Genomic DNA, 13,253 nt, shown 5'->3' with positions numbered 1-13,253 from the left:
CGCCGGGACACCGGGCGCCTTCACCGCGCCCCCGCCCGCCAGCGCTGCTCCCGGCTGCCGTCCAGGGGGCCGAGGGCCACGCCGTACCGGCCCGCCGGGGTGACCGCCGTCTCGATGGCGATGTGCGGGCGGATCGTGCCGTCGGGGTCGACGGTGAAGCGGAGGTTCTCGCCGTTGCTGCTGTAGACGGCGTCGCACTCCCAGATGCCCACGCCCCGGTCGACCGAGCCCCGGCTGTCCAGGCAGAAGTCGTCGTCGGCCGCCGAGCGGAGCACGCCGAGGTAGGGGTCGACGCGCCAGCGCTGGGTGGGCGAGGAGGAGCAGGGGGCGGTGATGACGTCGTTGCCCTGGGACAGGTCGCCGTAGCGGATGTCCAGGCAGCGGTCCGTGGCGAGGTCGACCACCTGCGCGGGCGAGGTGCCCGGCGGCTGGGGCGGGGGCGTCGGCCTCGGTGTGGTCCGGTGCGGTGACGGGGTCGGACGGGGGGAGGCCCGCCTCGGCGCGGGCGACGGGGACGAGCGGGTGGGGGAGGCGCTGGGCGACGGGGACAGGGAGGGGGACGGGGAGGGGGACGGGGAGGTGGTGACGGAGACCGTGGCCGTCACCGTCACCGGCGCGGGCGCGGGGGTCGCGACCGCCGGTTGCTGGTCGGCGGGCCGCGCCGAGACGAGTGCGAACACCAGGAGCGGGGTCAGCGCCACCCCCAGGCCCGCCGAGGCCAGCAGGACGCGGCGTCGCGGCGGCCAGCTCGGCTTCTCCGCCACGGCCGGGTCGGGGGCGGGAGGCTCTTCCCGGTCGAGGTACGCCGTTCCGCGCCACGGCAGCAGGCCCTCGGCCAGGGTCTGCCGCGGCGCGTCGCGCAGCGCCCGCAGGTCCTCGAACGCGGCCGTGCAGTGCGTGCAGCGGGCCATGTGGGCGTCCAGGTCGGCACTGTGGCGCGGGGCGTCCGGCCGTACCGCCTCCTCGATCAGCCGGCGGAAGTCCGCGCAGCGCGGGTCGTCCGAGGCGGCCAGGCGGTGCCGGAGGCAGGCCTGGGCCAGGGCCTTGAGGGCGTGCTGGGTGCCGTAGGCGACGTCCGCGCGGCTCAGACCCAGGAAGGCGGCGGTGCGCTCCACGGGTTCCGCGTCGAGGACGCCGTACCAGAGCAGGCCCTGGGTGCGGGACGGCAGAGACTGGAAGGCCGACAGCAGCGGCGGGGTCGGGCCCTCGGGGCGGCCGGTCGCGTTCAGCACCAGCAGCAGGCCCGGGTCGATGCCCACGGAGCGTTCGTCGCGCGCCCAGGCGGCCGCCAGCCGTGCGGTGAGCAGCAGGAGCCGGTGGCGCAGCGGGACGGCCGGCTCGACGCCCCGGGCCGTCTCGCGGGCCGCCGCGGCGAACGTCTCCGCCGCCAGCCGGCGGGCCACGGGCTCGTTCACCGCGCACAGCCGGGCGTAGCCGAGGACCGCCGGGTGGTGCCGGCGGCGCAGCTCCTGGAGCGCCGGGTACGCCGTGTGCGTGGGGGAGCGCAGCAGTTCGGTCAGCCGTGCGTCCGGTGCGTCCTCGTGGCCCCCGGCCGTGGCGTGGTCGTCCCCCTCAGCCATACGACACCCTCCGTTCGGCGAACGCGGCCGGCCCACCAGCCGGTTCGGGGGGCCATAGTGGTGGAGGGGACGGGCGCTGCAAAGACGTTTCCGCGGGTAACCGCATAACGGTTGGGCCGTGGGGCACCCGCCAGCCGGAGGGCCAGGTCCGCGGACGGCGAAGCGGCCCGGCGCCGTCGGCCGAGCCGCTTTCCGCATCCGGAGCGACGCCGGTGTCACTCGTCCAGGGTCAGCCCCTTGCGCAGCCGGACCAGGGTGCGCGAGAGCAGCCGGGACACGTGCATCTGGGAGATGCCGAGTTCCTCGCCGATCTCCGACTGGGTCATGTTCGCCACGAACCGCAGGGAGAGGATCTTCCGGTCCCGGGGCGCGAGTTCGGCGATCAGCGGCTTGAGGGACTCGATGTACTCGATGCCCTCCAGGCCGTGGTCCTCGTACCCGATACGGTCCGCGAGCGCGCCCTCGGAGTCGTCCTCCTCGGGCTGGGCGTCCAGCGAGGAGGCGGTGTACGCGTTCGAGGCGGCCATGCCCTCGACGACCTCGTCGTTGGAGATGCCGAGGCGCTCGGCGAGTTCGGCGACCGTGGGGGCGCGGTCCAGCTGCTGGGCCAGCTCGTCGCCGGCCTTGGCGAGGTCGAGCCGCAGCTCCTGCAGCCGGCGCGGGACGCGCACGGACCACGAGGTGTCACGGAAGAACCGCTTGATCTCGCCGATGATGGTGGGCATCGCGAAGGTGGGGAACTCGACGCCGCGGGAGAGTTCGAAGCGGTCGATCGCCTTGATCAGGCCGATGGTGCCGACCTGGATGATGTCCTCCATGGGCTCGCTGCGGGAGCGGAAGCGGGAGGCGGCGAACTTGACGAGCGCGAGGTTGAGCTCGACGAGGGTGTTGCGGACGTACGCGTGCTCGTACGTCCCTTCCTCCAGCGACTCGAGCCGCTCGAAGAGGGTCTTGGACAGGGCCCGCGCATCGACCGGGCCGATCTCGTCGTATGGGGGGATCTCCGGGAGGCCCTCGAAGAGGTCGAGGGTGTCGATGGGATGATCCAGTTGTTCCGGTGGGGGTGTCGACGTCGCGATCGGGGTATGCGATGCGTCGAGCCGGGGTGACATGGGTGTCCTCCATCGTTCTCGGCATAAGGCTGCCGAAGCCAGTACGTGCACTGCGGTGTGCGGCGCCTCCGAAGCCGGCGTGTAGGGGTGTGTGTCCTTACTAGCCCTACCCGGTCGAGCGAGCGAGTCGCAAGTGCGTTCTGTAGCGATATGTCCGATTGTGTGCGGATGTTCGGGTGTCGGAGTGCGCATGGAAGGCGTAATGTTCGAGGGCATCAGCAGCCACGACCTCGGGAGAGAGAGACGGCATGGACCACGGGACGGTCGGCAGCGCACAGTCGGGCCGGCTTCTGGTGGAGGTGCGGGAAGAGGGCTCCAGCGCCGTTGTGACACCGGCCGGCGAGCTGGATCACCACACCGCCGATCTTTTGCGTGAGCCCCTCGACGACCTTCTGGACAAGGGCTTCGCGCGGCTTGTCGTGGACTGCTCACGCCTGGAGTTCTGCGACTCCACGGGGCTGAACGTCCTGCTCGGCGCCCGGCTGAAGGCGGAGGCCGCCGGAGGCGGCGTCCACCTGGCCGGAATGCTGCCGGTGGTCGCCCGCGTGTTCGAGATCACCGGGGCCGAGGCGGTCTTCACCGTCCACGATTCCGTGGAGGCGGCCCTGGCCGACGGTGCCGACTGAGCCGCCGCCCCCGTCCGGACCGGTCCGCGCACCGGCCTCCGAGGGCGTTGTCCGCGTCACGTCCAATACGGGGGTGTTCCGCCGGATCGGCCGGGCAGGAGAGGGCAGAAGAGGCAGGAGGCGTCCTGCCGGCCGCCGGATCCTCCGGGGACCGGCGAACGACCTGACGGAACGCGCGTCCGACGCGCGGACGGGACGGGACCCCGCCCGGGCGGCGGTGGGACGGACGACCCGCCGGCGGACGGGACGGGGGCGACCTGCGTACGACCCGCGGACGGCGTACGGACCGGCCGGCGCCGACGGTGCCGGACCTTCGGCCCGGCCGTCGGCCGGACTACTGACCGGACTATTGAATCGTGAACTGGTGAATCGGTGAGGTGAAGCGCTGATGAGCACCACCCGGCCTTACTCGCCGGGCGACCGCGGCCCGGAGCCCAGCGGCGCTTCCGGGGCGTCCGAGGGGGAGGCGCCGGCCACCGGCGCAGCCACGGGGGCAGCCGCGCCGTCCGTGCCGTCTGTGCCGTCCGGGGCGGCCGACGGCACGTCGCAGGCCCGCGGGCGGCAGGTCCGCAGACTCCGCCTGGAAGGGGAGAGCGGGGTGGTTCCGCTCGCCCGCGACTTCACCCGCCAGGCGCTGTACGCGTGGGGCTGGCTGCCGGCTGCCACGGCCGACCAGCGGGCCGCCGCCGAGGACGTGCTGCTCGTCGTCTCCGAACTGGTCACCAACGCCTGCCTGCATGCCGAGGGCCCCGACGAACTGCGCCTGGCCTGCGACAACAAGGTGATCCGGCTCGAGGTCTCCGACCGGGGCACCGGCCAGCCGGCCCCCCGCACCCCGCACCGCGCCGGCCGCCCCGGCGGCCACGGCATGTTCATCGTGCAGCGGCTGTGCCTGGACTGGGGCGTGCTCCGCGCCCCCGGTACGCCGGGCAAGACGGTCTGGGCGGAACTGGGCGCCCCGGCCTGACAGCCCGTACGGCCGCCCGGGCGCCGGCGTGCACCGGCATCCGCCGGGTGGCCGCCGCGCCCCAGGGCCTCCACCGCGACACCTCTTCGCGCACGCCGGATCGCCGCAACTCCGGCGTGTGACGCGTCTTCCAACCTCACGACCCCGGGCGTACCTTGACGGCCGAATCTGATGTGCCGTCAGGAATGAATGGGGTGGACCGAACGTGTCGTACCCGAAACGAACCGCCGCGCTCGCGTCCGCCGCGGCCCTGGCCGGCTCGGCGGTGCTGCTGACCGCGCCGGCCGCCCACGCCGACGTCGTCGACGTCAACTACCGCTGCCAGACCCCTATCGGTGTCAAGAGCGCCGTCTCGCCCATCGACATCAAGGGCGTCAGGAGCGGCAGCGGCTACAAGATCACCATGTCCTGGCAGAAGGGCGTCTCCTCCAGCCCGGTCGAGCTGGGCAAGGGGGCGATGAGCCCGAGCGCCACGATCAGGCTGGGCGGCGCCGACAGCGGCACGCTCGCCGTCAGCGGACCCGCCAACGCCGCCGCGATCCCGGCGAACACGCCCATCAAGATCAGCGACTTGAGCGGCACCTACACGCCGAAGAAGAGCGGCAAGGTGACCTTCACGGCGGGCACGCTCACCATCAAGGCGCTCGGTACGACGACGACCTGCACGCCGACCAACAGCCCGCAACCGTCCCTGACCCTGGCCGCGACAGCGGCCGGCGGGTCGTCGTCGTCCTCCTCGTCCTCCTCGTCGGGTGGCACCTCGTCCGGCGGGCAGCTGCCGCAGACCGGTCCCGAGGACTCCGCGGTCGCCCTCGGCACGCTCGGCGGAACGGTTCTCCTCGCCGGCGCGGCGGGCGCCCTGTGGCTGACCCGGCGCGGCCAGACCGCCCGCCGCTGACCGGAACCGGCCAACCGCACCCCGCCGAACCGTCCGGCCACCACAGCTGGAGCCGCCCATGCCGCCCGCGCCGCCCCCTTCGCGGATGCCGCTGCTCATCACCCTGCTCGTGCCGCTCACGCTGCTGACCGCCGCCCCGCCCGCCCGCCCGCGGTCCGGCGGCTGGTCGCTCGCGCCCCTGGGCGGCGGACGCCCCGCCTTCTGCGCCGAGGGCGCGCCCGGGGCGGTGCTCCAGGACACGGTGGCCGTGACCAACCGCGGCCGGACGCCGCTCACGGTCCGGCTGCGCGGCACCGGCGTACCGGCGGCCCTCGCCCGCGCCGCCCGCGCCGCCCTCACCGTCCCGGCCCGGGCCCGTGCCGAGGTGCCCCTCACGGTGACCGTGCCACGGGGTGCCGCGCCCGGCGACCACACCGGCGCGATCCTCGCGCGCGACGCGTACGGCCGTACCGCGACCGCGCCGGTCCGTTTGCGGGTCGGCGGCCCGGCGCCGGCCGCGCTGACCGTCGAGCACCTCGCCGTACACACCGGCCGGATCACGTACGAGCCGGTCGACCGCGGTACGACCGTCCACGTACCGACGCTCGCGGTACGCGCCGACGGACTCTTCGGCCCGCTCCTGCCCCCGGGCGCCCGGCGCGCCCACACCGAGCCCTGGCCCGGCCGGCCGGCGCTGGACGAGGTCCGCGTACGGCTGACGGTGACGGCACCGGGCGGCGCACACGACAGCGGGAGCACCTGGGCGACGTACGTCCCGTGGAGCGCGCCGGCCGGCACGGCGGGAGGGGCGGCGGCGGTCACGGCCGTGATCCGGCGGAGGCGGCGCGGTGACCGGCACCGCAGCGCCGGCGAGCCGACGGGGGCGGTGTCGTGAGGCGGGGGGTGCTGGCGGTCCTCCTGGCGTTGCTGGCGGGACTGGTCGGGCCGGTCGAGCAGGGGGCGGCGGGGGAGCGGCCGGTGGTGAAGCTGTCGGCCGTGCAGGCCCGGGCCGGTGGGTCGGTCACCGTCGGCGGGACCGGCTGGCGGCCGCGCACGCTGCTGATGATGCTGGTGTGCGGGCGGGCCACCCCGGCCCGGGGAGTCGTCGGCGGCACCAACTCCTGCGCCAACGGCGCCGGCCGGGCCGTGACCACCGGCGCCGACGGCACCTTCAGCCGGAGACTGCCGGTCGCCGAACCGCCCGTACCCTGCCCCTGCGTGGTGCACGTGGCCACCGTCACCGGCGCCAGGGCCGAGGCGGACGCCGTCCTCCAGGTCGCCGGACACCCCGTGGCCCCGCTGCCCGCCGAGCGTTCCGCCGGCCGGCTGGTGGTGCTCTCCGACACCCGGCTGACCGGCTCCAGCGGGCTGCTCACCTGGTTCGGGGCGCCGCCCAGCCGCACCCTCGTCCTCACCGTCGGCAACACCGGCACGAGTCCGATCGAGAACCCGGTGTTCCAGGTGGGCACCGCGCACGGCGTCTTCGCCCCCGAGTGGGACGAACGGCAGTGGCACGGCACCCTGGCACCCGGGAAGAAGGCGCAGGTCAAGCTGCCGGTCGAACTGTCGGCGGGGGCGCACGGCCAGTACACCGTGACGCTGCGCCACGGCGGCCGGGTACTCGCCGAGCAGCCGTGGGGCGTGGGGCGGCCGTGGGGCGTGACCCTGTTCTGGATCCTGCTCTGCGTGGTCGTACCGGCCGCCCTGTTCCGCATCGGCATGGCCGTGGTGGACCGGCTCCGCCCGCCCCGCCCCGGTGGAACCCGCCGCGCGCCCCGGCCCGCCCCGCGCCCGCGCCTGCCGCTCCCGCGCTTCCGCACCGCCGGGTCCCCGGCCGCCGAGGCCGCCCCGACTCCGACCCTGCCGTGGTTCACCCCGGACTCCGCTCCGGGCGGCCCGGCCGGCCGGTCCTCCGCACCGCACGACGACAGCCCGACGAGTCCTACGACTCCCACCACGAAGGGACCCACGTGAGCATGCGAAGGAGAGGCACAGCGGCCGGGAGCACGGGCGCCCTGCTGGTGCTCTGTGCGGCGGGCGTCCTGCTGGGCCCGATGGTGGCGCCCGCGCAGGCGGCCGAGGTGGCGTACGCCACCCACTGCGTGCCGCCCGCGGGCATCGACCCCGTCGACGGCACCACGAAGGTCGAGATCACCGCGCCGGCCACGGCCAAGGTGGGCGACACGGTGGACATCGGGTGGAAGTTCGTCCAGGCCGCGTCCAAGAACCCGGACATCATCGACCTGCCCGCGAACTCGGTCCAGCCGTCCGGGGTCCTGAAGGCGGCCGGCGCGCAGACCGCCGACATCGCGGTGCAGGGCCCGCGGGAGAACCCCGCCATACCCAAGGGCGGGAACATGGTGCTGTCCGACATGAAGGGCAGCCTGAAGCTGACGGCGGTCGGCGAGGTGACCCTCACGCCGGACGCGTACACCGTCAACGCCATGTCGACCGACACCAAGTGCACGCCCAAGGAGACCGTGCCGAAGGCGGCGGCGATCCGGGTGACGGCGGGCGGCGGCACGGCGACCTCCACCGCGACCCCGACGAAGTCGGCGCCCCCCACCCGCTCGGCCACGGCCACGGCCACGGCGACCGGCGGCAGCGGGCAGACCGACTTTCCCGGCAAGGAGGTGCAGGTCCCGTACGCCTGCAAGACCCCGATCGGGGACAAGAGCGCGACCTCGCCGGTGCAGATCGACGCGAAGAAGGACGGCGGGAGCTACGCCCTCACCGTGCGGTTCGGAAAGTCGGTGATGGACAGCCCCGTCGACATCCCGAAGGACTCCGTGAAGCCGTCCATGGAGGTGGTGCTGGGCGGCGCCGACAAGGGCACGGTCCATGTGGAGGGCCCGACGAACGCGAGCCCCGTCAAGTCCGGCGACCCGATCGAGATCCCCGACCTCACCGGCACCTACAAGCCCGGCGCGAGCGGCACCTCGACGCTGTCCCCGGGCGTCCTGACGGTCAAGGCCCTCGGCACGACCACGACCTGCACCCCGACGAAGGCGGAGGTCTCCCTCACCCTGGACACCACCGAGCAGCCGGGCGGCGCCGCCGGCGGAACATCGACAGCGGGCGGATCCTCGGGTACCGCCACGACCGGCGGTGACGGCGGCGGCCTGGCCGAGACGGGCGCGAGCGACCACGGCGCCCTGAAGGCCCTGGGCCTGGTCTCGGGAACGGCGATCCTGCTGGGCGCGGCGGTGTTCACGGTGCTGCCACGGCGAAGGACGCGATGACCGACCCGAAGGGGCGCGGGGCTGTACCGATATGCGGCTCCGCCGCGTAGGCACGATCAACCACGGACGACCGCACGCCGCGAACGCCCGACGGCCCCCACGGCGCATGGGCGCACGCCCGCACACACGAAGAGGGCCGCCGCACCCCATGGATGCAGCGGCCCTCTGTCGCCAAGTCCCGACGGACTAGTGCACGTTGCCCATCAGCTTCTTCACCTTGCCGCGGTACATCCACACCGCGACACCCGCGACCACGGCGAGACCGGCCTCCAGGGCGACGAAGCCCATCCGGTCGAGGTTGACGCCGCCGACGGCCGGGTTGGACAGCAGGGCGGTGACCGAGTCGCCCGCGGTGACCGCGAGGAACCAGACGCCCATCATCTGCGAGGCGTACTTCTTCGGCGCCATCTTGGTCGTCACGGACAGGCCCACCGGGGACAGCGTCAGCTCACCGATGGTCTGCGCGAAGTAGATCGCGACCAGCCACATCGCCGCGGCCTTGTGACCGCCCTCCGCGATGGACAGCGGAGCGAGGAAGACGAAGAAGGACGCACCGACCAGCACCAGGCCGGAGGCGAACTTCACGATGGTGCTCGGCTCCTTGCCGCGGCGGTTCAGCCACAGCCACAGCCAGGCGAAGACCGGCGCCAGCGCCATGATCATGACCGGGTTGACCGACTGGTACCAGGAGACCGGGAACTCCCAGCCGAAGATGGTGTTGTCGGCCCGCTTCTCGGCGAACAGCGACAGCGTCGAGCCACCCTGGTCGTAGATCATCCAGAACACGGCGGCGGCGACGAAGAACCAGATGTACGCCGACACCTTCGACCGCTCGGCGGAGTCCAGGTCCTTGTCCCGCAGGATGCGGGTGATGACCATGATCGGCACGATCAGGCCGACGAGGGTGAGGGGGATCAGCGCCCAGTTCAGGGTGAAGTGGCCGGTGCCGCCGACGATGCCGTAGAAGACCACGGCGACTGCCAGCCAGATCAGGCCCTTGCGCAGGGTGGTCGCCTTCTCGGCGGGCGTCAGCGGGGTCGGGACCTCGCTGCTCTTCGGGTGCAGGTGGCGGCCGCCCAGCAGGTACTGGGCGAGGCCCAGCGCCATGCCGAGCGCGGCCAGCGCGAAGCCCAGGTGCCAGTTGACGTTCTCACCGACCGTGCCGATGACCAGCGGGGCGACGAAGGCACCGAGGTTGATGCCGATGTAGAAGAGCGTGAAGCCGCCGTCCCGGCGCGGGTCCTCCGGGCCGTTGTAGAGGTGGCCGACCATCGTGGAGATGTTGGCCTTGAGCAGACCGGAACCGATGGCGACGAGACTCAGGCCGACGAAGAAGCTCGCGGCGGCGGGCAGCGCGAGGCACAGGTGGCCGAGCATGATGACGATGCCGGCGACGGTGACCGTCTTGCGGGGGCCGAGCACGCGGTCGGCGAACCAGCCGCCGGGCAGGGTGAGCAGGTAGACGAGCGACAGGTAGACGGCGTAGATCGCCGTCGCCGTGCCCGCGTTCAGGTGCAGACCACCCGGGGCCACCAGGTACAGCGGGAGCAGGGCCCTCATGCCGTAGTAGGAGAAACGCTCCCACATCTCGGTCATGAAGAGAGTGGCCAGTCCGCGGGGGTGGCCGAAGAAGGTCTTCTCGGAACCGGGGGTGCCCGGGCGGACCGAGTCCTTCGTCAGGCTGGACGCCATGGTCGTTCCTTGCTGGTCGGGACGCGGCTGCTGGAGCGTTGCGCGCCCGGTGGGGGTGCGGCCGGCACCGGCAGGTCGGTCGTCCACCCCCACGCCCAGGGGGAGTCCGCTCCGGATCACGGAGTGGTGGACGGCGACCACCGGGATCCACGCCCCACGACGCGTCAGTGCGTCCGGAGCCCGGCCAGAGGTCATTCCTTTCGCGGCTGATCTTGGTCAGCCCGTACACAAAAGAGACCTTCAGCGTCCACTGCCCGCCAAAGGTCCCCGGTGTACTACAGGCGTTCAGATCACCATACGGCAGGACACTGCCGGATATGGAAGGACTTGAGACGCGGATCACAGGTGTCGCGGGAACCGCACGCGTGGATTCGAAGGTCTCTTCCAGGATCGCATCGCCAGGTCAATGGTTCGTACCAGCGGGGCCGGAAGGTAAGAAGCCCGGGAACCGATCACACCCCGGCACCGCACCCGGGCGGTCTACCATCACCTCATGACCCGTGTACTGCTCGCCGAGGACGACGCGTCCATCTCGGAGCCGCTGGCCCGCGCCCTGCGCCGGGAAGGTTACGAGGTCGAGGTGCGCGAGGACGGACCCGCCGCACTCGACGCCGGAATGCAGGGCGGCGTCGATCTGGTCGTGCTGGACCTGGGCCTGCCCGGCATGGACGGCCTGGAGGTCGCCCGCCGGCTGCGCGCCGACGGCCACGCCGTGCCCATCCTCATCCTGACCGCGCGGGCCGACGAGGTGGACACCGTCGTCGGCCTGGACGCGGGCGCCGACGACTACGTCACCAAGCCCTTCCGGCTCGCCGAACTGCTCGCCCGGGTGCGGGCCCTGCTGCGGCGCGGCGCCGCCGAGCCGCAGCAGCCGCCGGCCACGCACGGGGTGCGGATCGACGTCGAGTCGCACCGGGCGTGGATGGGCGAGGAAGAACTCCAGCTCACGGCCAAGGAGTTCGACCTGCTGCGGGTGCTGGTGCGGGACGCCGGCCGGGTGGTGACCCGGGACCAGCTGATGCGCGAGGTCTGGGACACCACGTGGTGGTCGTCGACCAAGACCCTCGACATGCACATCTCCTGGCTGCGCAAGAAGCTCGGGGACGACGCGGCGAACCCCCGGTACATCGCCACGGTGCGGGGAGTCGGCTTCCGGTTCGAGAAGAGCTGAGTTCCGGGCCCCAGCGATCACCCTAGGTAACGGACATGCGCCGACGTCTCATCCAGTCCACCCTCGCCGTCGTGCTCGTGGTGATCGCGGTCTTCGGTGTCTCCCTCGTGATCGTCGAGACGCGGACGATCAGCAACAGCGCCCAGGAACGGGTGGAGTCGGAGGCGGTGCGGCTGGCCAGCATCGTGGACAGCCGGATCCTCGCCGCGGAGAACGTCAACGCGGACGTCCTGCGCAATCCGGTCAGCAAGGACCAGTACGCGGTCATCCGCCTGCCGGGCAAGCCGCCCATAGAGATCGGCGGCAAGCCCGAGGGCGACACCATCAGCTACACCCAGCACGGCGAGGAGGGCGAGACGGTCACCGTGCAGGAGCCCCGCTCCGCGGTGACCCGCGAGGTCGGCCGGACCCTGCTGATCATCGGGCTGGTCGCGCTGCTCGCCGTGGTGGCGGCGGTGCTCCTCGCCGTACGGCAGGCCAACCGGCTCGCCTCCCCGCTGACCGACCTCGCCGAGACCGCCGAACGCCTCGGCTCCGGCGACCCGCGCCCGCGCCACAAGCGGTACGGCGTCCCCGAGCTGGACCGGGTCGCCGACGTGCTGGACGCCTCCGCCGAGCGGATCGGACGCATGCTGACCGCCGAGCGGCGCCTCGCGGCCGACGCCTCCCACCAGCTGCGTACGCCGCTGACCGCGCTGTCCATGCGGCTGGAGGAGATCACCCTCACCGATGACCCGGACACGGTGAAGGAGGAGGCGACGATCGCGTTGACGCAGGTCGAACGGCTGACGGACGTAGTGCAGCGGCTGCTGACCAACTCCCGCGACCCGCGCACCGGATCCGCCGTCACCTTCGACCTGGACGAGGTCATCCAGCAGCAGCTCGCCGAGTGGCGGCCCGCCTACCGCAGCGCCGGCCGGGCCATCGTCAGCTCCGGCAAGCGGCACCTGCAGGCGGTGGGCACCCCGGGCGCGGTCGCCCAGGTGCTGGCCGCACTGATCGAGAACTCGCTCATGCACGGCGGGGGCACCGTCGCCCTGCGCACCAGGGTCACCGGGAACCAGGCCGTGATCGAGGTCACGGACGAGGGGGCGGGCGTGCCGGCGGACCTCGGCGCGCGGATCTTCGAGCGCACGATCAGCGGGCGGAACTCCACCGGGATCGGCCTGGCCGTCGCCCGGGACCTCGCGGAGGCCGACGGCGGCCGGCTGGAACTGCTCCAGGCGCAGCCCCCGGTCTTCGGCCTGTTCCTGTCGCGTACACCGCCCTCGCGCAAGCCGGACGAGGAGCGCCCCACGGTCCGCTAGCCGGCGGGGGCGGGGGCGGGGACCGCTCGGGGCTACGCGGACTACGGGACGCGCTGCCTCGGCGGCTGCTTCTTCGACTCCTGCTTCAGGATCGATTCCGCGCTCGCCACGGTCTCCCGGGCCGGCAGCGCCCGGAACACCCAGCTGCGGTACGACCAGAACCGGAACAGGGTCGCGACGCCGATGCCGACGAACTTGAAGACGTTGCTCTGCAGCGGGCTGTCCCAGCCGAAGGTGTAGGTCGCCAGGTAGAGCACGCCGTTCTCGATCACCAGGCCGACCGCGCTGAACAGCAGGAACAGCGTGAGTTCCTTGGTGCGCCCGCTCTTGTCGCGGTCCCGGTACGTCCAGTAGCGGAAGCCCACGTAGTTGAAGACGATGGCCACGACGGTCGCGATGATGCTGGCGCGCACCACCGGCAGGTCCGAGACGTGCCGGACCAGGTTGAACACGCCGAGATTGACGAGAACGCCGGCACCGCCGACGGCCCCGAACTTGACGACCTCGCGTACGAGCCGTTGCAGCCCCGAGGAACGAGGTTCCATGGCTGTGCAGCTCCCGTCGGGTAGGTTTCGTCGACCCCGCCATGCTAGCCGTGCGGACCCGCCGGTGCCTGTGGACCGGGCCACTGCTCGGAAACAGGTCGTAAAGAACAGGGGAAGTGCTCGGTAAGAGTCCG

At 72.7% G+C, this 13,253-nt stretch carries 12 protein-coding genes; 8 read left to right on the top strand and 4 right to left on the bottom strand.

The window, feature by feature from the left end:
* Window positions 1–20 precede the first annotated feature (20 nt).
* Together ACIP4Y_RS18050 and ACIP4Y_RS18045 are read right to left on the bottom strand one after the other, a co-directional pair.
* A complete protein-coding gene (locus ACIP4Y_RS18050; protein ID WP_401394100.1) occupies window positions 21–1,580 on the bottom strand; it encodes a ricin-type beta-trefoil lectin domain protein in 1,560 nt (519 codons plus the stop codon).
* Between the two features lie 215 nt (window positions 1,581–1,795).
* Window positions 1,796–2,692: an RNA polymerase sigma factor SigF gene (locus ACIP4Y_RS18045; protein ID WP_358640544.1), complete on the bottom strand. Its 897-nt coding sequence runs from the start codon at window positions 2,690–2,692 to the stop codon at window positions 1,796–1,798.
* Between the two features lie 248 nt (window positions 2,693–2,940).
* Between ACIP4Y_RS18045 and ACIP4Y_RS18040 the strand changes: the two genes are divergently transcribed.
* From ACIP4Y_RS18040 to ACIP4Y_RS18015, 6 genes are all read left to right on the top strand, one after another.
* Window positions 2,941–3,318, top strand: coding sequence for an STAS domain-containing protein (locus ACIP4Y_RS18040; protein ID WP_030341416.1), 378 nt, complete (start codon window positions 2,941–2,943; stop codon window positions 3,316–3,318).
* 388 nt (window positions 3,319–3,706) lie between these two features.
* Complete coding sequence (locus ACIP4Y_RS18035) at window positions 3,707–4,285, top strand: ATP-binding protein (protein WP_401394095.1); 579 nt, start codon at window positions 3,707–3,709, stop codon at window positions 4,283–4,285.
* A gap of 205 nt (window positions 4,286–4,490) precedes the next feature.
* A complete protein-coding gene (locus tag ACIP4Y_RS18030; RefSeq protein ID WP_401394092.1) occupies window positions 4,491–5,183 on the top strand; it encodes an LPXTG cell wall anchor domain-containing protein in 693 nt (230 codons plus the stop codon).
* Window positions 5,184–5,268: 85 nt separating this feature from the next.
* The gene (locus ACIP4Y_RS18025; RefSeq protein ID WP_401394089.1) at window positions 5,269–6,057 is read left to right on the top strand and encodes a hypothetical protein; all 789 of its coding nucleotides are present in this window, start codon (window positions 5,269–5,271) and stop codon (window positions 6,055–6,057) included.
* On the top strand, window positions 6,054–7,136 hold the full coding sequence (locus ACIP4Y_RS18020) for a hypothetical protein (RefSeq protein WP_401394087.1): 1,083 nt from the start codon (window positions 6,054–6,056) through the stop codon (window positions 7,134–7,136). The genes ACIP4Y_RS18025 and ACIP4Y_RS18020 overlap by 4 nt, the downstream gene beginning before the upstream one ends.
* A 2-nt stretch (window positions 7,137–7,138) precedes the next feature.
* On the top strand, window positions 7,139–8,404 hold the full coding sequence (locus ACIP4Y_RS18015) for a hypothetical protein (protein ID WP_401394084.1): 1,266 nt from the start codon (window positions 7,139–7,141) through the stop codon (window positions 8,402–8,404).
* Window positions 8,405–8,590: 186 nt separating this feature from the next.
* On the opposite strand, the gene ACIP4Y_RS18010 is transcribed toward ACIP4Y_RS18015, so the two are convergent.
* Entirely contained in the window at window positions 8,591–10,096 is a 1,506-nt protein-coding gene (locus ACIP4Y_RS18010) for a peptide MFS transporter (protein WP_401394081.1), read from the bottom strand.
* Between the two features lie 493 nt (window positions 10,097–10,589).
* On the opposite strand from ACIP4Y_RS18010, the gene ACIP4Y_RS18005 reads away from it, so the two are divergent.
* Both ACIP4Y_RS18005 and ACIP4Y_RS18000 read left to right on the top strand, forming a co-directional pair.
* Window positions 10,590–11,267 carry a response regulator transcription factor gene (locus ACIP4Y_RS18005; RefSeq protein WP_358640533.1) on the top strand — a complete coding sequence of 226 codons (678 nt, stop codon included), beginning with the start codon at window positions 10,590–10,592 and terminating at the stop codon, window positions 11,265–11,267.
* A gap of 35 nt (window positions 11,268–11,302) precedes the next feature.
* A complete protein-coding gene (locus ACIP4Y_RS18000; RefSeq protein WP_358640531.1) occupies window positions 11,303–12,574 on the top strand; it encodes an ATP-binding protein in 1,272 nt (423 codons plus the stop codon).
* Between the two features lie 41 nt (window positions 12,575–12,615).
* Here ACIP4Y_RS18000 and ACIP4Y_RS17995 read toward each other — a convergent pair whose 3' ends face one another.
* Entirely contained in the window at window positions 12,616–13,119 is a 504-nt protein-coding gene (locus ACIP4Y_RS17995) for a GtrA family protein (protein ID WP_358640529.1), read from the bottom strand.
* Window positions 13,120–13,253: the final 134 nt, after the last annotated feature.

It is taken from the genome of Streptomyces sp. NPDC088810, from assembly GCF_044750305.1.
Taxonomy (GTDB): domain Bacteria; phylum Actinomycetota; class Actinomycetes; order Streptomycetales; family Streptomycetaceae; genus Streptomyces.
The sequence above is the reverse complement of the archived record's forward strand: the minus strand, read 5'-3'. Positions and strand labels throughout refer to the sequence as shown.

Coding starts and splice junctions, on each gene's coding strand:
- ACIP4Y_RS18005 (WP_358640533.1), top strand. CDS start 10,590: ATGACCCGTGTACTGCTCGCCGAGGACGACGCGTCCATCTCGGAGCCG.
- ACIP4Y_RS18015 (WP_401394084.1), top strand. CDS start 7,139: ATGCGAAGGAGAGGCACAGCGGCCGGGAGCACGGGCGCCCTGCTGGTG.
- ACIP4Y_RS18035 (WP_401394095.1), top strand. CDS start 3,707: ATGAGCACCACCCGGCCTTACTCGCCGGGCGACCGCGGCCCGGAGCCC.
- ACIP4Y_RS18025 (WP_401394089.1), top strand. CDS start 5,269: ATGCCGCTGCTCATCACCCTGCTCGTGCCGCTCACGCTGCTGACCGCC.
- ACIP4Y_RS17995 (WP_358640529.1), bottom strand. CDS start 13,119: ATGGAACCTCGTTCCTCGGGGCTGCAACGGCTCGTACGCGAGGTCGTC.
- ACIP4Y_RS18045 (WP_358640544.1), bottom strand. CDS start 2,692: ATGTCACCCCGGCTCGACGCATCGCATACCCCGATCGCGACGTCGACA.
- ACIP4Y_RS18010 (WP_401394081.1), bottom strand. CDS start 10,096: ATGGCGTCCAGCCTGACGAAGGACTCGGTCCGCCCGGGCACCCCCGGT.
- ACIP4Y_RS18050 (WP_401394100.1), bottom strand. CDS start 1,580: ATGGCTGAGGGGGACGACCACGCCACGGCCGGGGGCCACGAGGACGCA.
- ACIP4Y_RS18040 (WP_030341416.1), top strand. CDS start 2,941: ATGGACCACGGGACGGTCGGCAGCGCACAGTCGGGCCGGCTTCTGGTG.
- ACIP4Y_RS18000 (WP_358640531.1), top strand. CDS start 11,303: ATGCGCCGACGTCTCATCCAGTCCACCCTCGCCGTCGTGCTCGTGGTG.